General features: G+C 51.6%; 15 protein-coding genes and 3 pseudogenes. 14 read left to right on the forward strand and 4 right to left on the reverse strand.

What is annotated here, in order from left to right:
• Window positions 1-6 precede the first annotated feature (6 nt).
• The 5 genes and pseudogenes from ACN28Q_RS24300 to ACN28Q_RS24320 all read left to right on the forward strand — a co-directional run.
• Window positions 7-1,365, forward strand: coding sequence for a PTS galactitol transporter subunit IIC (locus ACN28Q_RS24300; RefSeq protein WP_095848690.1), 1,359 nt, complete (start codon window positions 7-9; stop codon window positions 1,363-1,365).
• On the forward strand, window positions 1,358-2,854 hold the full coding sequence (locus tag ACN28Q_RS24305) for an FGGY-family carbohydrate kinase (RefSeq protein WP_095848691.1): 1,497 nt from the start codon (window positions 1,358-1,360) through the stop codon (window positions 2,852-2,854). The genes ACN28Q_RS24300 and ACN28Q_RS24305 overlap by 8 nt, the downstream gene beginning before the upstream one ends.
• Before the next feature lie 60 nt (window positions 2,855-2,914).
• The gene (locus tag ACN28Q_RS24310; RefSeq protein ID WP_095848692.1) at window positions 2,915-3,775 is read left to right on the forward strand and encodes a class II aldolase; all 861 of its coding nucleotides are present in this window, start codon (window positions 2,915-2,917) and stop codon (window positions 3,773-3,775) included.
• 19 nt (window positions 3,776-3,794) lie between these two features.
• Entirely contained in the window at window positions 3,795-4,064 is a 270-nt protein-coding gene (locus ACN28Q_RS24315; RefSeq protein WP_095849187.1) for an HPr family phosphocarrier protein, read from the forward strand.
• Window positions 4,065-4,387: 323 nt separating this feature from the next.
• A pseudogene (locus tag ACN28Q_RS24320) lies at window positions 4,388-4,537 on the forward strand (helix-turn-helix domain-containing protein); the annotation flags it as partial.
• A 182-nt stretch (window positions 4,538-4,719) separates the two neighbouring features.
• On the opposite strand, the pseudogene ACN28Q_RS24325 reads toward ACN28Q_RS24320, so the two are convergent.
• A pseudogene (locus ACN28Q_RS24325) lies at window positions 4,720-5,574 on the reverse strand (sigma factor-like helix-turn-helix DNA-binding protein); the annotation flags it as partial.
• Between the two features lie 162 nt (window positions 5,575-5,736).
• Between ACN28Q_RS24325 and ACN28Q_RS24330 the strand changes: the two are divergent.
• Window positions 5,737-6,310 (forward strand): annotated as a pseudogene (locus ACN28Q_RS24330) (integrase core domain-containing protein); the annotation flags it as partial.
• A gap of 169 nt (window positions 6,311-6,479) precedes the next feature.
• Here ACN28Q_RS24330 and bla read toward each other — a convergent pair.
• Window positions 6,480-7,334: a class A beta-lactamase gene (bla, locus tag ACN28Q_RS24335; RefSeq protein ID WP_413541216.1), complete on the reverse strand. Its 855-nt coding sequence runs from the start codon at window positions 7,332-7,334 to the stop codon at window positions 6,480-6,482.
• Window positions 7,335-7,600: 266 nt separating this feature from the next.
• On the opposite strand from bla, the gene ACN28Q_RS24340 reads away from it, so the two are divergent.
• Both ACN28Q_RS24340 and katG read left to right on the forward strand, forming a co-directional pair.
• Window positions 7,601-8,923 carry a glycoside hydrolase family 10-like protein gene (locus ACN28Q_RS24340; RefSeq protein ID WP_230469555.1) on the forward strand — a complete coding sequence of 441 codons (1,323 nt, stop codon included), beginning with the start codon at window positions 7,601-7,603 and terminating at the stop codon, window positions 8,921-8,923.
• A 188-nt stretch (window positions 8,924-9,111) separates the two neighbouring features.
• A complete protein-coding gene (gene katG / locus ACN28Q_RS24345; RefSeq protein WP_095848693.1) occupies window positions 9,112-11,292 on the forward strand; it encodes a catalase/peroxidase HPI in 2,181 nt (726 codons plus the stop codon).
• A 140-nt stretch (window positions 11,293-11,432) separates the two neighbouring features.
• Here the strand turns inward: katG and ACN28Q_RS24350 are convergent, their stop codons facing one another.
• The gene (locus tag ACN28Q_RS24350) at window positions 11,433-11,912 is read right to left on the reverse strand and encodes an Hcp family type VI secretion system effector (RefSeq protein WP_095848694.1); all 480 of its coding nucleotides are present in this window, start codon (window positions 11,910-11,912) and stop codon (window positions 11,433-11,435) included.
• A gap of 553 nt (window positions 11,913-12,465) precedes the next feature.
• Window positions 12,466-13,158, reverse strand: a complete 693-nt coding sequence (locus ACN28Q_RS24355; RefSeq protein ID WP_095848696.1) for a hypothetical protein — start codon at window positions 13,156-13,158, stop codon at window positions 12,466-12,468.
• A gap of 736 nt (window positions 13,159-13,894) precedes the next feature.
• Between ACN28Q_RS24355 and ACN28Q_RS24360 the strand changes: the two genes are divergently transcribed.
• From ACN28Q_RS24360 to ACN28Q_RS24385, 6 genes are all read left to right on the forward strand, one after another.
• Window positions 13,895-15,031 carry an efflux RND transporter periplasmic adaptor subunit gene (locus tag ACN28Q_RS24360; RefSeq protein WP_095848698.1) on the forward strand — a complete coding sequence of 379 codons (1,137 nt, stop codon included), beginning with the start codon at window positions 13,895-13,897 and terminating at the stop codon, window positions 15,029-15,031.
• A gap of 10 nt (window positions 15,032-15,041) precedes the next feature.
• Window positions 15,042-18,191, forward strand: a complete 3,150-nt coding sequence (locus tag ACN28Q_RS24365; protein WP_095848699.1) for an efflux RND transporter permease subunit — start codon at window positions 15,042-15,044, stop codon at window positions 18,189-18,191.
• A gap of 13 nt (window positions 18,192-18,204) precedes the next feature.
• Window positions 18,205-19,608: an efflux transporter outer membrane subunit gene (locus ACN28Q_RS24370; protein ID WP_095849190.1), complete on the forward strand. Its 1,404-nt coding sequence runs from the start codon at window positions 18,205-18,207 to the stop codon at window positions 19,606-19,608.
• A 79-nt stretch (window positions 19,609-19,687) separates the two neighbouring features.
• On the forward strand, window positions 19,688-20,308 hold the full coding sequence (locus ACN28Q_RS24375) for a TetR/AcrR family transcriptional regulator (RefSeq protein WP_165907068.1): 621 nt from the start codon (window positions 19,688-19,690) through the stop codon (window positions 20,306-20,308).
• A 138-nt stretch (window positions 20,309-20,446) separates the two neighbouring features.
• Complete coding sequence (locus tag ACN28Q_RS24380) at window positions 20,447-20,584, forward strand: YnfU family zinc-binding protein (protein ID WP_230469554.1); 138 nt, start codon at window positions 20,447-20,449, stop codon at window positions 20,582-20,584.
• Window positions 20,574-20,813, forward strand: coding sequence for a hypothetical protein (locus tag ACN28Q_RS24385; protein WP_121525511.1), 240 nt, complete (start codon window positions 20,574-20,576; stop codon window positions 20,811-20,813). The genes ACN28Q_RS24380 and ACN28Q_RS24385 overlap by 11 nt, the downstream gene beginning before the upstream one ends.
• Window positions 20,814-20,908: the final 95 nt, after the last annotated feature.

A 20,908-nucleotide genomic window follows, 5' to 3' on the forward strand; every position in this document is an offset into this window, starting at 1 on the left:
TCTGATATGAACAATTTAGCACATACACTTTATACCATTGTGCAATATATTCTGGGTTTTGGCCCGACTGTATTATTGCCACTGGTACTCTTTATTCTGGCCCTTTGTTTTAAAGTCAAACCGGCGAAAGCGCTTCGCTCATCATTAACGGTAGGGATCGGCTTTGTCGGTATTTACGCCATATTCGATATTCTCACCAGCAGTGTAGGCCCGGCGGCCCAGGCGATGGTTGAACGGACCGGTATTAACCTGCCGGTCGTCGATCTTGGTTGGCCACCGCTATCCGCAATTACCTGGGGTTCACCGATAGCGCCTTTTGTTATCCCGCTCACCATTCTAATTAACGTCGCTATGCTGGCGTTAAATAAAACCCGCACGGTGGATGTCGATATGTGGAACTATTGGCACTTTGCATTAGCAGGGACACTAGTTTACTACAGCACCGGCAGTTTTGTGTTGGGGTTGCTGGCGGCAGCAGTAGCAGCCATCGTGGTTTTGAAACTGGCAGACTGGTCTGCGCCGCTGGTCCGTAAATACTTTGGCCTAGAAGGGATCTCCTTACCCACGTTATCGTCGGCAGTCTTTTTCCCCATCGGGTTACTGTTCGACGCGGTGATCAACAAAATTCCCGGGCTGAACCGAATTAATATTGATCCGGAAAGTGTTCAGAAAAAATTCGGTATTTTCGGTGAGCCAATGATGGTCGGCACCATTCTTGGTGTCATGTTGGGCGTGATTGCTGGCTACGATATTAAACACATTCTGCTGCTTGGTATCAGCATTGGTGGGGTGATGTTCATTCTTCCGCGCATGGTACGTATCCTGATGGAAGGGCTGTTGCCTTTGTCTGAAGCCATTAAGAAATACCTCAATGCCAAATATCCGGGCCGCGACGATCTCTATATCGGGCTAGATATTGCTGTAGCGGTAGGGAATCCAGCGATTATCTCCACGGCTCTGCTGCTGACCCCAATCTCGGTCTTTATCGCCTTTATCCTGCCGGGTAATCAAGTGCTGCCGCTTGGCGATCTGGCCAACTTGGCGGTGATGGCATCCATGATCGTATTGGCCTGCCGCGGCAATATCTTCCGTGCCGTGATCACCGCTATTCCCGTCATCGTGGCCGACCTGTGGATTGCTACCAAAATTGCGCCATTTATTACCGAGATGGCGAAAGATGTTAATTTCAAATTCGCTGAAGGTTCTAGCGGGCAAGTATCCAGCTTTCTGGACGGGGGGAATCCGTTCCGTTTTTGGTTGCTGGAAATCTTCAATGGCAATTTCATTGCAATGGGCTTAATTCCGGTTGTCGCGCTGGCGCTTTATGCTGTATTTCGTCTGACAAAAGGAACGGTATATGCCTGACAACACGGCGGCGATCGTTATCGATATTGGTACCACCAACTGTAAAGTCAGCTGTTATTCCTGCCTCGATGCAAGTGTAATGGATGTGCGTAAATTCCCGACGCCAAAACGGGTTTCAGGGCAGGGCGATGTCGATTTTGATATTAACCAACTTTGGCAAACAATAAAGTGCGTTATGGCTGAACTGATCATGCTAACGCCCGTGGCGATCAGCCGCATCAGTATCGCCAGTTTTGGTGAATCCGGGGTGTTTATCGACGAAGACGGTACTATCCTGACGCCGATGCTGGCCTGGTATGATCGGCGTGGTGAGGATTATCTTTCAGCGCTGAATGAAGCACAAAAGCAGGAGCTGTATTCGATTACCGGTTTGCCGCCGCACAGTAATTACTCCGCATTCAAAATGCGATGGCTGCTGGAAAACTATCCGCTGCCGAAACACCGCGGGATGTGTTGGTTACATGCGCCAGAAGTGTTGTTGTGGTTGCTGACCGGGCAAAAACGTACCGAAATTACGCTCGCCAGCCGCACATTGTGTTTGGACGTCACTACGTGCAAGTGGTCACAACAAGCCGCTGAGTTGCTGAAAATCCCGTTTGATGTATTGGCGCCACTGCTGGAACCCGGCGAGATCGCGGGATGGGTCACTCCTGTGCTTGCTAAAGAACTCGGCATAACGAGTGACGTGAGCGTCACCCTGGCGGGACATGACCATATGGTTGGGGCGAGGGCGTTGCAATTGGTGCCAGGTGAAGCACTGAACTCGACGGGAACCACCGAAGGCATTTTACTGCTAACCCCACAGCCTTTACTGGATGCACAGGCCCAGCGAAATAAGTTGGCGAATGGCCGTTACTCTGACGGTGATTTATGCACACTGTTTGCCTCTCTGCCGATTGGCGGTTACGCCCTTGAGTGGTTGCGCCGTACATTCCGCTTAACAGAGGAAGAAATAGACTCAGCGCTAGCGCGAGTCTGGCTTCGCTATCAACAGGCTTCGTGGTCGCCAAACGCCGTGCCCGTGTTTATTCCTCATCTGCGGGGCTCGGGTTCGCCAAATAAAAACCGTGCTACCCGTGGATTGCTGTATGGCCTGGGGGATACGCTGGGGGTTGATACATTGGTGGAAAGCATTTTTATGGGCCTGACAATGGAATTCGCTAACTGTTATGGCTGTTTTAACGTACCAGCAGGGCGTCCACTGAAGGTCATTGGCCCAGCAGTGAATAATCCGTTCTGGCTACAGTTAAAAGCCGATGTCTTGCAATGCCCGGTAGAAGCAATAGCTTTTGATGAGGCGGTTTCTGTTGGCGCATTATTGGTTGCCTGCCCGGATTTATCGCCGCCCTCAATAACGCTTGCTGGCCGTTACTTTCCTAATCCGCAACGGGCAGGAAAAATAAAGGAATATCAAAAGCACTGGCTGGAATTTTATAATTTCAAATTATCACAGGAGGGTATTCCCACCATTAGGTATTCCCACCATTAGATAATTCCATGCAATAGGTAATTATATTTTATTAATATCATCCAGAGATAAGGAGTTAACATGCCTTTAGTTAATGGTAGGGTTTTACTCAACCGGATTCAGGAAAAACGCGTGATTGCGGGTGCATTTAATACCACCAATCTGGAAACCACAATTTCAATTCTGAACGCTATTGAGCGCTCTGGATTACCGAATTTTATTCAGATTGCACCCACCAATGCGCAACTTTCAGGTTACGACTATATTTATGAAATCGTTAAACGCCATGCCGATAAAATGGATGTTCCGGTAAGCCTACATCTCGACCACGGTAAAACCCTGGATGATGTTAAAATGGCTGTGCGCGCGGGTTTCACCTCCGTGATGATTGATGGTGCAGCCTTATCTTTTGAAGAGAATATTGATTTTACTCGCGCGGCTGTGGATTTCTGCAAGTCTTTCGGCGTACCTGTCGAAGCTGAACTTGGTGCGATTCTCGGCAAAGAAGACGATCACGTCAGCGAAGCAGATTGCAAAACCGAGCCGGAGAAGGTGCAGAGGTTTGTTGAGCAAACCGGTTGTGACATGCTGGCCGTATCGGTGGGCAACGTACATGGTCTGGAGGATATTCCGCGTATTGATATCCCGCTGCTTCAGCGTATTGCCGCCGTTACTCCGGTGCCACTGGTGATTCACGGTGGTTCAGGAATTGATGCCGATATTTTGCGTAGCTTTGTGAATTACAACGTGGTGAAAGTGAATATCGCCAGCGATTTACGCAAGGCTTTTATTACTGCGGTTGGCAAGGCGTATGTGCACAATAATAACGAGGCGAATCTGGCGCGGGTAATGGCAAACGCTAAACAGGCAGTCGAAGAGGATGTCTATGCCAAAATCATTATGATGAACAAAGATCACTCAGCGTTGCACCAGGCTAAATAATTGCATGAGGGACGCGGAAATGATTAAGCAATCCATACGGGTGGTTAACAGTACGGGATTACATGCCAGGCCCGCAGCAACGCTGGCGAAAATCGTTAAGAAATACCGGTCGTCACTGGTGTTGGTGAATAATGGCAAGGCCATCCCGATTAAAAGTATGATGAGCATTCTTGGTGCCGGCGTGAAAGGCAACACGATGATAGAACTGATTTGTGAAGGAGAAGATGAACAGGCTTTTATGAATGAACTTAAAACTGCTTTTGCTGAAGGGTTTGGTGAATCGTCATAACACAATGGATTATGATCTGACGTTTGGTTTGGATTATGAAGTTCCTGAGCGCCGGAAACGGCGCTCAAGGGCAAGACAAGATCCCCAAAGTCCAGAACGAAACGCGGATGCAATGGCGATTCGGCTAGAGAAAGACGTTTGTGCAGAAAAGCAGAACCAGCAATGACAGCGTGCAAAGTGTTAGATTCCGCCTATCTCAACCATGGTGCGCATAATGTATATTATGTTAAATATGCTGGGTTTGTACTTAAGTTCATGAGCGCCTCTCTTTCAGGAACTTACCGGTGAATCAGTCGTTTGCTAAAGTTAAGTTGTAGCCCGTTATCAAACACAAAGCCGGTTTGCTCAATCTGGCGGAAGAACTCAGCAACGTATCGAAAGCCTGTAAAATCATGGGCGTTTCACGTGATACATTTTATCGTTACCGCGAACTGGCCGATGAAGGTGGCGTGGATGCGCTGATAAACCGGACGAGCGTCCGAATATGGCATTGAATGGCTACACGCCGATGCAGCATATTCAACGCATGACCTGATTCTACTTATCACCTCCGTTAAAAATGGGAGGATTACCATTCCACTTCATCAAGTTTCATGATCTTATGGTCACTGCAAAATATTGCTGCGCTTCCCGTTATACTGGGGAAATTGCAAGGTTAGCCATTGACCGTAAATCGTGCAGTGCGCCAGTTTTGAATGGCAATGGCGGCCGTTTCACGAGTAATAGCGATATTTGCCTGCAGGACATCAATATTCTGCTGCAGTGCGGCCCCTGAATCGCAGAGCGTATCCATCGCCGATGATATATTGCTAAAAGGGATCTCCGTGACCGAATAGAGGCTATGTTTACGGTGCCAACCCTTTGCTTTGGCATTTAACCGGGCAAGGGAAGCATAGAAATATTTCGAGTAGCTTCGCTCAAATTGTATGTTCAATTGTTCTTTAAAAATGGATGGCTCCACCGGCTTACCAAAATGCAGAAGCAGGGCATGAAGGGCCGCTAAATAGTCGTCGATGACGATGTTTTTATAGGCACAGGCAGGCGTGGTGTAGAGCATGCGATCCACCTGAACAACACTCCCCTGTTCAATCATGTTGTCCAGATAAAACGACGCATGTGCTAGGCTTTTACTCTTCAGCAAATTGGCAATTTCAGGTTTCGTTAGTGGCTTATCGTTGTTGTTCATCGCTTCAACGATGACGTCCTTTTGCGTGATGTTCTTAAAGCCTTTCTCCAGCCCGACCGAATCCGCCTGAGATTTTCCGTCAAAGTAAAAACCGTAATCCTCTCCGAAATGTTTCACAAAATGACGAATGACATAGTAGTCATGCTTTTTCAGATTGCGCGAGGCATGGTATAACTCATTCAAGTGGAATACCGGACGGGGATTTTTCTCGGCGTATTCCATCATTTCCAAGAAAATGTCGTCTATCAGCGTCGCATCGGCTTCAATAAAACAGGTGTGCTTGTAGGTACCCTTGCCGGATAGATAGATATAATCAGGTAGGTTAGTTACGTGTAAAAATAGTTCAAAAAATGGTCCCATAGCACTCGTTCATGAAGTGAATTATTGGAGGGTGATTAATGATAGTGAAAATTAATTTAAAAACAAATATTTAATAACCATGTATTCAATGAACGAGATTTGCACTCAACATAAGTTAAATTGTGTGAGATTGAAACCGCTCATCCGGGTTATCTGGGTTCACAGGACACGTTCTACGTGGGCAACCTGAAAGGCGTCGGGCGTATCTATCAACAGACGTTCGTTGATACGTACTCGAAGGTGGCTCACTGAAAGCTTTACGTCACCAAAGCGCCGATTACAGCAGCTGATTTGCTGAATGATAGTGTACTGCCATTTTATGAGTCTCAGGGCCTGCCGATGCTGAGAATACTGACAGACAGAGGTACAGAATATTGCGGCAAAGTGGACCACCATGATTATCAGCTTTATCTGGCGATAAATGACATCGGACACACAAAAACTAAGGCGATGTCACCACAGACCAACGGCATCTGCGATGCGGTTCCATAAAACGATACTGAACGAGTTTTATCAGGTGACGTTCCGCAAAAAGTTATATGGCGATCTTGATACATTACAATCGGATCTTGATGAATGGCTGGCTCACTATAATAATGAGCGAACTCATCAGGGGAAAATGTGCTGTGGCCGGACGCCAATGGAAACATTACTTGATGGAAAGCGCATCTGGGCCGAGAAAAATTTAAGCCAGATGTAACCTGACAGATACCTGTATAAATAACCGGTAACTGTCAGATCAGGTCTGAGCTAATACAGTTAAATGAAATATCTGGCAGCCATCATCCTCTTCCTCCAATTCGACTGTTCAAAAATTGTCGATGCTCTTCTAGATAAGCTTTTAAATAATGTTATTTGCATTAATTCATTTACCAATATTTAATCAGTAATTCCCCTATCTCTGCGATCTGCTTGTTTCTCTCATCCATAGTTGCCTGCGTCCCTGTTAAGTAGATCACTACGATACGGGAAGGTTTACCATCAGGCCCCAGTGCCGCGACGATACCGCGCGAACCTCGCTCACCTGCACCCGTTTTATCGGCAATAAACCAGCCAGCCGGAAGTACCGAACGCAAAAGTGGCCCGGCGACTTTATCCGCCTCCATCCAGTCCATTAATTGCTTTTGTGAGGTTGCTGTCAGTGTCTTGCCGGTTAACAGCTGGCGCAGCGTCTGCGCCATAACTTTAGGGGTTGTCGTATCGCGTTCATCGCCCGGCAAGGCTTCGTTCAATTCCGGTTCCCAGCGATCAAGACGCGTAACCTTGTCACCCGTTTTGCGCAAAAACGCGGTTAATTCCCGTGGCCCGCCAATCGTAGATAGCAGTAAATTGGCCGCAGTGTTATCGCTCATAGTTATGGCGGCACGGCATAATTCGGCCACGGTCATACCGTCGGAAAGATGTTGTTCAGTTACGGGTGAATGCTCGACCAGATCACGTTGATGATACTGTATGCGACGATCGAGTTGCTCATGCCCGGAGTCAACGCGTGATAATACCGCGCCGCATAGCAGCACTTTAAATGTACTCATCATGGGAAAATGTTCTTGCGGGCGATAGCTTTCCAGCAGATTACCGCTGGTGAGATCCAGTTCCGCATAGCCCACTCGCGCATTAAGCAGGCCTTCAGCTTCTTTTACTTTATCGAGTGTCGCCTGGTGTGCAAAAGCGGGTAGGCAAAATGTAGCGAGTAAGGGAATAAAGGACAGACGAAAATGTCGCATATGAATACTCTTCCTTGGGTTTTCTTTCGTGACTTTATCGAAGCATACTAACAAATTAGATCACGAATCTAATTTAGTTTTTTCATTCAAACTACTATAAACCGTTGAGCGGAGTGTCTCGGTTACTCCTATACACCGGGAGCGCCTTGTGTTGCTCCGGTGCAGCTTCCCTCCCCCCCAACCCCACACGCGGTAACTTATTGACTTTATCCCAGATAGTAAGAGAATGTTTCTTCGCGAATGACCAGCAGAAAGCACCGGAGTTTATCATCGCCCGTTCTCCCCGTTTAACGGCCATTATCACGCCAGGCGCACTGGTCGTCACGGCGCTACTTTTGCTTGCGGGCTGTTCCTCTAAACCGCCAGCATCTCTTGTCACCCCGCCGCCGGTGGCCAAGCCGTCGCTGCCGCAACAGCCGCAAAGCCAACAGCCAGTGCGCGGTATTTGGCTGACCACCGTTTCCCGCCTCGATTGGCCGCCGGTGGCATCCGTTAACGCCAGCAGCAGCGCCGTTCGCATCAGCCAGCAGCAGCAAGCGCTGATCAACAAGCTGGATAAACTGAAAAGCGTCGGCATCAATACCGTGTTCTTCCAGGTCAAACCCGACGCTACCGCGCTCTGGCCCTCTAAAATTTTGCCGTGGTCAGATATGCTAACCGGCAATATCGGCCAGGATCCGGGTTACGATCCGCTGCAGTTTATGTTGGATGAGGCACACAAACGCGGCATGAAGGTCCATGCCTGGTTTAATCCTTATCGCGTATCGGTCAATACCAAACCGAAAACCGTTGCCGAACTGAACCGCACTTTGGTGCAGAACCCGGCCAGCGTGTTTGTTCTGCATCGCGACTGGGTGCGCACGGCGGGTGAGCGCTTTGTGCTTGATCCCGGCATTCCTGAGGTGCGCGATTGGATCACCAGTATCGTGGCCGAGGTAGTTACCCATTATCCTATTGATGGCGTGCAGTTTGATGACTACTTCTATACCGAATCACCGGGTTCGGCCCTCAACGACAGCCAAACCTTCAATAAATATGGTCAGGGCTTCAGCTCAAAAGCCGACTGGCGGCGGCACAACACGCAACAGCTGATTGAACAGGTTTCGCATACCATCAAACAGTTGAAGCCCAACGTGGAATTCGGCGTCAGCCCTGCCGGCGTATGGCGCAACCGTTCGCACGATCCGGCAGGTTCTGAAACGCGCGGCGCAGCCGCCTATGATGAATCTTATGCTGATACGCGCCGCTGGGTGCAACAGGGGCTGCTGGATTACGTTGCCCCGCAGTTGTATTGGCCGTTCTCACGCAGCGCGGCGCGTTATGATGTGCTGGCAAACTGGTGGGCGGATGTGGTGAAAACCACCAACACCCGCCTTTATATTGGTATCGCCCTGTACAAAGTGGGTGAGCCTTCGAAGAATGAGCCGGACTGGACGATCAATGGCGGTGTGCCGGAGCTGAAAAAACAGCTCGATCTGAACGAATCCATGCCGCAAATTAAAGGCACGATTTTATTCAGAGAGAATTATCTCAACCAGCCGCAGACCCAGGAAGCCGTCAGCTACCTTAGAAGCCGCTGGGGCAGCTAACCGTAAACTTTATCCTGTAGCGGGAATGCATGCTGAATTCGCAGCGGTGCATTCCTGCAATATCTCCCCTGTGCTTCCCGCCAATTAAAAAAGGTAATAACTATCGAATCCGTAGGTTGATTCAAGTTTCTCTTATCATAAACAACAGATACTGTAGTGGCATTCATAGGAAGCACACGGAGCCCGCAATGAGCAATCCAACCGATACGCAAACAGACTCATCTGTTGCAAAATGCCCCTTCCACCAAAGCGCCTCCCAACAGAGCGCTGGCAGCGGCACCACCAACCGCGACTGGTGGCCGAACCAGTTACGCGTAGATCTGCTAAACCAACATTCCAACCGTTCCAATCCTTTAGGCGAAAACTTCAACTATCGCGACGAATTTAGCAAGCTCGACTACTTCGCGCTGAAAGGCGATATCAAAACCCTGCTGACCGATTCACAAGACTGGTGGCCGGCCGACTGGGGCAGCTATATCGGCCTGTTTATCCGGATGGCCTGGCACAGCGCCGGCACCTACCGCACGGTAGACGGCCGCGGTGGTTCTGGCCGCGGTCAGCAACGCTTCGCCCCGCTCAACTCATGGCCCGACAACGTTAGCCTGGATAAAGCCCGCCGCCTGCTGTGGCCAATCAAACAGAAATACGGCCAGAAAATATCCTGGGCGGATCTGTTCATTCTGGCCGGTAACGTTGCGTTGGAAAACTCCGGTTTCCGCACTTTTGGCTTTGCTGCCGGCCGGGAAGACGTATGGGAACCCGATCTGGACGTCGACTGGGGCGGCGAAAAAGCCTGGCTGGCGCATCGCCACCCAGAAAGCCTGGCCAACCGCCCGATGGGCGCCACCGAAATGGGGCTGATCTATGTTAACCCGGAAGGCCCTAACGCCAGTGGCGATCCGGCCTCGGCCGCGCCGGCGATTCGCGCGACCTTCGGCAACATGGGCATGAACGATGAAGAAATCGTCGCGCTGATCGCCGGCGGCCACACTCTGGGGAAAACCCACGGCGCGGCCACCGACGAGCACGTTGGCCCTGAACCGGAAGCGGCACCGCTGGAAGCGCAAGGCCTGGGTTGGGCCAACAGCTACGGCAGCGGCGCTGGCGCCGATGCGATCACATCGGGCCTGGAAGTGGTCTGGTCGCAAACGCCCACCCAGTGGAGCAACTACTTCTTCGAAAACCTGTTCAAATATCAGTGGGTGCAAACGCGCAGCCCGGCCGGTGCGATTCAGTATGAGGCAGCCGATGCGCCGGAAATCATCCCCGATCCGTTCAATCCGGCGAAAAAGCGCAAACCGACGATGCTGGTTACCGATCTGACGCTGCTTTTTGATCCTGAATTCGAACGGATTTCACGCCGCTTCCTCAATGACCCACAGTCGTTCAATGAAGCCTTTGCCCGCGCCTGGTTCAAATTGACCCACCGCGATATGGGGCCGAAAGCGCGCTACCTGGGCCCGGAAGTGCCGAAAGAAGATCTGCTGTGGCAGGATCCGCTGCCAACGCCAGTACATAATCCAACGCCAACTGATATCGCCAGCCTGAAAATGGCCATTGCCGAATCGGGGTTGTCCGTCAGCGAACTGGTTTCCGCCGCCTGGGCTTCGGCCTCCACCTTCCGCGGCGGCGACAAGCGCGGCGGGGCGAATGGCGCGCGGTTGGCGCTGGCGCCGCAGAAACAATGGGAAGTCAACGCTATCGCCACCAGTGCATTGCCGAAGCTGCAAGCGATCCAGCAGGCATCCGGCAAAGCGTCGCTGGCCGACGTTATCGTGCTGGCTGGCGTAGTGGGTATTGAGCAGGCGGCCGCAGCGGCAGGCGTTCAGGTGCATGTGCCCTTCTCCCCTGGCCGGGTCGATGCGCGCCAGGATCAGACCGATGTTGAATCGTTCGCGCTGCTGGAACCGCTCGCCGATGGTTTCCGTAACTACCGGCGCGTTCAGGACGGATCGTCAACTGAAACGCTGCTGATTGATAAGGCGCAGCAGCTGACGCTGACCGCACCGGAACTGACCGCTCTGATCGGTGGCCTGCGTGTACTCGGTACCAACTTCGATGGCAGCCAACATGGCGTATTTACCGACCGCGTGGGCGTGCTCAGCAATGATTTCTTTAGCCATCTGCTGGACATACGCACCGAATGGAAGCCTGTGGATAGCACTGCGGAACTGTTCGAAGGGCGCGATCGTAAAAGCGGCGAGATAAAATACACTGCTACCCGGGCGGACCTGGTCTTTGGCTCCAACGCCGTACTACGCGCCCTGGCGGAAGTTTACGCCAGCAACGACGGCAAGCAGAAGTTTATCAATGACTTCGTTGCAGCCTGGAGCAAAGTCATGGATCTGGACCGTTTCGACCTTAACTAATAGCCACCCCGGTGGGCGCGCCATGCGCTCACCGGGATTAGGTGCTGACGCTCAATGGAACAGGGATTTTGCAGGTGAGCTTGCACTCCATTCAGCCGAACGGTTTTATGCAAGGGCTGCCAGAAAGCCTTTTTTATTACTTATGCCGTAATTCTGTGATTCCAGCTATCTTTATAAATGATATTACCATCGCAATGCTTCCAGGTAATGCTTTCATAACGCAGAAGAATAGTTTCCAAGTGAGTGCCTGATGCTGCTCCAGGATATAAGTCGGGGGTGATTGATGTTATTTTCACATTATCAAGAATAATATTAAAGTATTCAGTTTCCAGACCTGCTTCTGAAACAGAATACATCTTGATCGTGGCGGATTTTAATGTTGCACCTTCACTCAATGTCTTATATAAGATCGGCGTCACGCGATCAAATTCTTTTTGAAACATTATTGGTGCATGCACTCTGGTTCCAGTAAGACGACCAGTACTACTATCTGTAGGTATACAGACGTTATGTGTAAATGACTTCAGTTCTATTGCTCCAATACGATCGGCCACTAACGAACCACCAACAACGGGGGAACCATTAGTATCGGTTAACCAAAGATATGCTGGATTTGACATTTAATCTCCTTTTTCATTTGAACTTTTCAAACTTTTCCGTAATGCGAGGAAAAAACCAAATTAAAGCAATAACGGTGACAAACATTAGCCCCCACCAATACTCAGGGAATAAGTAGAGCCATAATGAGGCTAAAGCGAATATGAGCAATGGAAGTAATACACTTTCTAATAGAAGCGCTATCAGACTTTTAAACACCGCACTTCCCCCTGATATAATCAGTTAACTCGTCAAGGCTATAATCGATTTTAATTCAATTGGACCTAACTGTGTCGGCATTAAGTACTCACCAACTACAGGTGATCCATTTTCATCTGTTAACCAAATATGATCTGGAGTCGACATTTTCAATATCCTTTTAAGATTATCGATAAAAACAAAAAACAGCAATTAGCATTAATATAAAAAATATCGCTATAGTCTGCATTGCTATATCAGGAAAATAATGAGCCATAAAAACACCAAAGATTACAGTCAGTATTATTGGAATATACGTCCAAACAAAAAAAGACAACTGCTCTTTGAGCCACTTTCTTAGACACTTAACCATATCTTCTACCTCACCATACGTGCTATTGCATTAACAATATCTTCGTCTGATGAAGGAGTTACCTTGAAAGAACGCGCTTTCATGAACGTAGGTTCAACCAGAAAATACATCATTTCTAACTTTCGCATATACAACGCTTGGTAATATGCAGGACACATAAGCCGTAATCGTTCAGCACTTTCAACTGCTTCCGGAATGTAACCGTAAAGGGCTATAGCTGCGACTGAAAGGCCTGAGACCTTACCAACCTTTCTGACAATTCCAGTACTAACATTAGAACCAAGGCATATTGCCATAGTAACCCCCAGGGAGAATGACTGAGTAGTTAAAGAACTAGTTGATATATTTACACTCATTTTCATTAACAAGCGGTTGATGTATTCTAATTGTTGCTGAGTTCTGTTTTTTAAAAGTAACTCAACGTAAATATGGATAAGTTCTGAAATTACCCTACGATCTTTAACTAATTGATAAAATGCTTCAAAAAAACGCGTATCCTCACTTTTTAACCTGGAGCAAACATCCTGATAATTATCAGTGAAGCATGACATATAATATAGCATTCGAGTGGCACCATCCTGAATTCTGCTCGCTTGCTCGATAACCTGTTCTTTGACACCTGAAAGAGCATCCGCCAGCTTTCCGGCAAGGATTTTATCACTCGCCATTTTACTGATAATTGCTTCACTATAGTACATAACAAAATCCCTTAGTTAATTATCCATTTTATAAACTTACATATTTACACAGAACCCATCGTTACACAAACGATCTCACGAATATCCTTGTGAGTCTTTGGCGTAATCATACAGGTTTTATCGATCAGTGATTGCCAAGTATTTAGCCTTTCACGTAACGAGCAAATATAAATACTATGAATATAACGAACAAACCGACAGGCCAAATAGGGCTGTCAGGGAAAAAATATCTCTGTAGCAATGCGAATATGATGATACAAAGCGGAGGACCATACAGCGAAAATAATTGACGGCATAACCACACAAATATTCGTTTAATAATTGTCATCATGACTACCTAATCATCCTGGTTATGATATCTACATCCCTTCGTCGGATGCCCGTTACGCTTCAAAATCATCAGCGCGTTCAAATAACGGCTCTACAAGCCTAATCCCGGCATCGTCGAAAGTACAAAAAACTGTCTTAGCGTACAATAATTTTCGATAACCAAACTGCCCCCCACGGGCTGATGCACAATCGCATCATTATGACGGATACTGCGAGTAACCCGCTATCTCGTATTCTCCGCCCCGCCCCGCGCCAAGCAAGTTAACTCCGTCACACTTCCCTTGAAAAGATATGTAACATTAGCCAACGAATTACTTACTCCCTTCTTATAACAAAGAAATTCTCGTTCCCGCATAATTTTTGAGAATACCAATTCTCATTAATTGCATCGGGAAAAATTAATGCTATGCGCCACACTTTATCGGTAATTTGTATCAGTCTCATGCTCACCGCCTGCGATCGCTCGGCAACGAGCGCCAGCCAGAGTGCATCCGCACCACAGATTGATGTCGTCACATTACATGCCCAACCCATCACCATCACCAGCCAACTGCCCGGCCGCACCGTGGCCGTACGTAGCGCGGAAGTTCGGCCACAGGTCAACGGTGTGATCCAAAAGCGGCTGTTCACGGAAGGGTCGGAAGTTAAAGAAGGCCAACAGCTTTATCAGATCGATCCTGCCACCTATCAGGCCGCCTACAACAAAGCCTTAGCTACCCTGACCAACGCGCAGGCGGTGGTTAAGCGCTACAAACCGCTGGCCGCTGCCCATGCGGTGAGTGAACAAACCTACGACGATGCCGTATCAACCGCCGCGCAGGCCAAAGCGGATGTGGAATCGGCACGCATCAATCTGGAATACACCAAGGTGCGCGCTCCGATAAGCGGCCGCATTGGCCGTTCGCAGTTTACCGAAGGGGCGCTGGTTACCAGCGGCCAGACCAGCAACCTCACCAGTATCTCTCAACTGGATCCCATCTATGTGGATATCACAGAGTCTTCGCAAAACATGCTGCGCCTGCGCAGAGCGCTGGCGCAGGGCCAGTTGAGCGCGCTCAACAATCATGAAGCCGCCGTGCAGCTCACGCTGGAAGACGGCAGCAGCTATCCGCATGAAGGCCGCTTGGAGTTCGCTGAAGTCACGGTCGATCAGGGCACAGGCTCGGTCACCATGCGCGCAACCTTCCCTAACCCAGATCGTGAGCTGTTGCCGGGGATGTTCGTCCATGCGTTGCTGAAACAAGGGGTGCAGAAACAAGGCATCCTGGTGCCGCAGGAGGCCGTCAGCCACGACACCAAAGGCCATCCTTACGTGTACGTCGTCAAGGCCGATAACACCATCGAGCAACGCAGCGTCACCACCGGCGAAATGCACGATGGCCAATGGCAAATTATCAGCGGCCTGAACGCTGGGGAAAAAGTGGCGGTTTCCGGGCTGCTTAAAGTGCGCGCCGGCGTAAAAGTCACGCCGAATGAACGCAGCGCGAATACGGTGGCCGCATCGACAGTGTCACTGTCCATGACCGATCCATCGGCACAATAGGGAGCCTGTCATGTCGAAGTTTTTTATCGAGCGCCCCATTTTCGCTTGGGTTATCGCGCTGGTGATCATGTTGGCCGGCGGGTTGTCTATTGTTAACCTGTCGATCAACCAATACCCCAATATCGCGCCGCCGGCCATTTCGGTTTCGGTGACCTACCCCGGCGCCAGCGCCGAAACCACGCAAAAAACCGTGGTGCAGGTGATTGAACAGCAGTTGAACGGTATCGATAACCTGCGTTACATCGAGTCGCAGAGCAACAGCGACGGCAGCGCCACCATTATCGCCACCTTCGAGCAAGGCACCGATCCGGATATCGCCCAGGTACAGGTGCAGAATAAAGTCTCGCTGGCGGAATCGCAGTTGCCTTCGGAAGTTACCCAACAGGGTATCCGGGTGGCGAAGTATCAGGCCAACTTTATGCTGGTCGTCAGCCTGATTTCCGAAGACGGCAAGCTCAGTGATTCCGATCTCAGCAACCTGCTGGTTTCTCGCCTGGAAGATCCCATCGCCCGTACCAAAGGGGTTGGCGATTTTATGGTGATGGGCTCGGAATACGCGATGCGCATTTGGCTGGATCCGGCCAAACTGTATAAATATTCGCTGATCCCAAGCGATGTCAGCACGGCCATTTCGCAACAGAACGTGCAGATATCCTCCGGTAAGCTGGGTGGCCTGCCAACGGTCGAGGGCGCCAAACTCAGCGCCACCATCATCGGCAAAACCCGCCTGGAAAACGCTGAGCAGTTCCAAAACATTCTGCTGAAGGTCAACAGCGACGGTTCGCAAGTGCGGCTCAAAGACGTGGCCAATATTGATCTGGGGCCAGAAGATTACAGCATATCTTCCACCTTTAACGGCAAGCCGTCTTCCGGTATGGCTTTGCGCCTGGCCAGCGGCGCCAACGTGCTGGATACCGTCAATGCCGTGCGTGCCACCGTCGACAACCTGAAATCGTCGCTGCCTGCCGGCGTGAGCGTAGAATTCCCCTACGACACTTCGCCGGTGGTCAGCGCGTCTATCCACGAAGTGGTCAAGACCCTGTTTGAAGCCATTGTGCTGGTATTCTGCGTCATGCTGCTGTTCCTGCAGAACCTGCGCGCCACGCTGGTGACCACCCTGGTGGTGCCCGTCGTACTGCTCGGCACCTTTGGCCTGCTGTATGCCTTCGGCTATTCGATCAACACCTTAACCATGTTCGGTATGGTGCTGGCGATCGGCCTGTTGGTGGATGACGCCATCGTCGTGGTGGAAAACGTTGAGCGTGTGATGCACGAGGAGAAGCTGCCGCCGAAAGAAGCCACCATCAAGTCGATGGAGCAAATCCAGGGCGCGCTGTTCGGTATCGCCATGGTGCTATCGGCAGTATTGGTGCCAATGGCGTTCTTCGGCGGCTCGACCGGGATCATCTACCGGCAGTTCTCCATCACCATTGTCTCGGCGATGGTGCTTTCGGTACTGATGGCGTTGATATTCACCCCGGCGCTGTGCGCCACCCTGCTCAAGCCCAGCGCGGGCGAACATGCCACCACCGGTTTCGCCGGCTGGTTTAACCGCAAGTTCGACAACGGCACGCTGCACTATACGCGCGGCGTAAACGCGATGATCAGCAAACGCCGGCTGTTTCTGTTGATCTATGTGCTTATCGTCGCGGCAACCGGCTACCTATTTACCCGCGTGCCGACCACCTTCCTGCCTGATGAGGATCAGGGCACGATGATGATGCAGGTCACCTTGCCGGCGAATTCGTCAGCGGCGCGCACCCAGCAGGTGTTGAGCGAGATGACCCACTACCTGCTGACCGAAGAAAAAGATACCGTCAGTTCGGTATTCGCCGCCAATGGTTTCAGCTTCTCTGGCCGTGGGCAAAACAGCGCAATGGCCTTCGTGCGCCTGAAAGACTGGAGTGAGCGCAGCAGCGCGCAACAGAGCGTGCAGGCCCTGGCCGGGCGCGCCATGCAGCGGTTCGCCACGTTGAAAGACGGCGTCGCGTTTGCTCTGGTGCCGCCGGCGGTGATGGAACTGGGTAACGCCACCGGTTTCGATTTCTACCTGCAGGACACCTCCGCGAAGGGCCATACCGCCCTGGTGGCAGCGATGAACCAGTTCCTGTCACTGGCAAATCAGGATCCTCGCCTGAGCATGGTGCGCCACAACGGGATGAGCGATGAACCGCAGTATAAATTGAACATCGACGATGAACGCGCCCGCGCGTTGGGGCTAAGCCTGGAAGACATCAATGACACCCTGTCTACCGCCTGGGGCTCCAGCTACGTCAACCAGTTCATCTATCAGGACCGTGTTAAAAAAGTCTATCTGCAAGGCCGGGCCGCATCGCGGGTTACGCCGGAAGATTTAAACCAGTGGTATTTCCGCAACAGCAGCGGCCAGATGGTGCCATTCGCCTCCTTCGGCAGCGGCGAATGGACCTACGGCTCCCCACGCTATGAACGTTTCAACGGTGTGGAATCGGTGAATATCATGGGGGCGCCGGCGGAGGGTTACAGTTCTGGCGATGCGGTAAAAGCGATTAACGAGATCACCGCCAAACTGCCCGACGGCTTCCAGATCCAATGGCACGGCCTGTCTTATGAAGAACAAACCGCCGGTTCACAAACCGTGGCACTCTATACGCTGTCGATCCTGGTGGTGTTCCTGTGCCTGGCCGCACTGTATGAAAGCTGGTCGATTCCGTTCTCGGTGCTCTTGGTCATCCCCTTGGGGGTATTGGGCACCATCGCCGCCGTATTGATGCGCGGGCTTTCCAACGATGTCTTCTTCCAGGTGGGGCTGCTGACCACCGTGGGGCTGGCGGCCAAGAACGCCATTCTGATCGTTGAATTCGCCAAAGAGCTGCATGAGCGGGAAGGCAAAGATATCGTGCAGGCCGCGATTGAGGCAGCGCGGCTGCGTATTCGCCCGATCATCATGACATCGATGGCGTTCGTTCTGGGCGTGCTGCCGTTAGCGATTGCCAGCGGCGCCGGCGCCGGCAGCCAGCACTCCATCGGCACCGCCGTGGTCGGCGGTATGTTGACCGCCACCTTCCTGGCAATCTTTTTCGTCCCGATGTTTTACGTGGTGGTGGTTCGGTTGTTCAACCGTCGCCAGGTGAAAACCCTCGCAGCACCCGATAACGGAAAGCAGCATGAAGATAAATAACCCCACCTGCATGATGAATCATAAACTGCACAGATTAGCGCCGGCGCTGTTGGTTCTGGCTCTGGCGGGCTGCAACCTGCAGCCCCACTATGACCAGCCGGCGATGCCGGTGCCTAACCAGTGGCAAGAAGCCGGCGGCGCGGCCGCCACGGCGGAAGCTATCGGTTGGCAACAGTTCTTTGCCGATCCGGCTCTCCACCAGCTGATTCAGCTCGCGTTAGCCAACAACCGCGATCTGAAAGTCGCCGCGCTTAACGTTGAGAGCGCCCGCGCCCAATACGGCATCCAGCGGGCCGCGCTGCTGCCGACGATAGATGCCGGCGCCAGCCTCACGTCCACGCACCTGCCGGGCAATCTGTACTCCACCAAGTCCACCGGCCCTGCCACCTATCAGCAATACGAGGCCAATCTAGGGGTAACATCCTGGGAGCTGGACTTCTTTGGCCGGGTAAGGAGCCTGCGCGATCAGGCACTGGAAACCTACCTGGCGACCGAAGCAACCTCGCGCGCCACGCAGATCAGCTTGGTGGCGGATGTCGCCACCAGCTACCTGACGCTGAGCGCCGATAACGATCTGCTCCACTTGGCGCGCCAGACCGCCGAAAGCCAGCAAAACTCCTATAACTTGACCAAGCTGAGTTACGATCACGGTGCCAGCACTGAACAGGATCTGGCGCAGGCGGAAACCGCACTGAAAAGCGCGGTGGCCGATGTGGCCAAATACAGCCGTCAGGTACGCCAGGATATCAACGCGCTGCGCCTGTTACTGGGCACCGATGTGCCAAACGTGCTGGTGAACAACGCCGGCCTGAACCGAGACTGGCGCTTGCCGGCGCTGCCGGCCGGCCTGCCCTCCGATCTGCTGGCCCGGCGGCCAGACATCGTGGCGGCCGAGCATACGCTCAAGGCGGCCAATGCCAATATCGGCGCGGCGCGCGCCGCCTTCTTCCCCAGCATCAGCCTGACGGCGTCTGGCGGCTCCGCCTCCGATAGCCTGGGCCATCTGCTTGAAGGGGGCACCGCCGCCTGGTCGTTTGTTCCCAGCATCAGCGTGCCCATTTTCGATGGCGGTAAAAACCGCGCTAATCTGGAGGTGGCCGAGGTGTCCAAACGCATCGAGATCGCCAACTACGAGAAAGCGATTCAGCAGGCATTCAGGGAAGTCTCCGATGCGTTGGCGGGCCAGGCCACCTATCAGGATGAGCTGAGTGCGCGTGAACAAGATACTGCGGCCAACCAGCGCTATTATGATATTGCGCAGTTGCGTTACCGCCAGGGCGTGGACAACTACCTGAACCTGTTGGTGGCTCAACGTTCGTTGTATCAGGCGCAGCAGACTGAGATCGCTACCCAGTTGAGTTCATTGACCCAGAAGATCACGCTGTATAAAGTATTGGGCGGCGGCTGGAAACCGTAGCGCAACACATCGGTGAATGGTGCCGGCAACCGCAGGCGCCATTCACGCTTTCCAACAATCACCACTGGCATTTTCCCTCATGAGCGATAAAAACACCCGAGAATCCCGCCTGGAAGCACGCCGCAATCTGATCATCGAATCAGCACGTATCTGCTTTCAGCATCAGGGGCTGCGCGGCGCCTCCATTGCCGATATTGCGCGCCTTTCGAAGTTAGGCGCCGGCCAAATCTACCGCTGTTTTCATAATAAAGAAGATATTGTCGCGGAGATCGTCCAACGCATCGTGTTTCGGCGCGTCAACCTGATGCTGGACATCAACCACGATCTGGAGCGCTTGGCGCAGGCGCTGTCCACAGCCGGCTCAATGTTCTCATCCCCACAGGAAGATTCGCAGTTGCTGGAAGACGACGAAGCCTTACTGTTGGAAATCAGTGCTGAAGCGGTCCGCAACCCACGTATCGCCGAGATACTGCTGCGCGCCGATGAACGCATGATGCAGGAAGGTCGCACGCTGATGAAGACCCACTATCCCTGGCTGCCGGACGATCAGATCGCCGCGCGCGGGGAACTGATGGCGGTGTTGTGCGACGGCACCCTGTTGCGCCGGCGCATTCGCCAGGCGCGCGGCGACAGCGGTGATGAGCTGCAACGGCTGTATCGCCAATTATTTACCGCCCTGTTTGCGCAGCCTGAGAAATAGCGCGGCAATGATGCCGTGCTCCTATATCCAACTTTCCCAGCAGAGGAAGATAAATCGGTTTTAGCGCTGCCTTAGGTGTATACTAATTGCCCACACATCTATCAGGTACAAGATATGTCTATCTTTGATGCCCTTAAGATGTTTAGTGACACATCAGTTAAAGTCACCTGCCCGCATTGCGCTTTTATTACCGAGCAAAGCAGCCGCAAAATGCGTAAAAATATCACGCTTATTTGCCCCAAATGCGGTCATTTTTTCCTGCCGGGTGAAGAATAAAGACACTATTCATAAACTCTTCACGCCGTTAAAAGCCTTATCAAAAGAACCCACGCTGACCGCAAAGCCGGCAATGACGGACGAAGAATTTAAAATTTTCCTTTTTAAACAGACGTGTATCTTGCTTTCTGGCGTAATGGCCGCGCGTGAAGGGCAACCGTTGCTGATTCAAAAACGCTTTCGCCCTATTTACGACGCCCTGGCGGAAGAATATGCCAAATTGCCATAATGAGCCGCCGGTCTTTAAAAGCAGCATGATGGTTGAGCCGCAAATTATTGCGTTCAACCTAAAAATAAAAATATAAAAAACCACGTATCCGACGG

The organism is Gibbsiella quercinecans, assembly GCF_002291425.1.
Classification (GTDB): domain Bacteria; phylum Pseudomonadota; class Gammaproteobacteria; order Enterobacterales; family Enterobacteriaceae; genus Gibbsiella; species Gibbsiella quercinecans.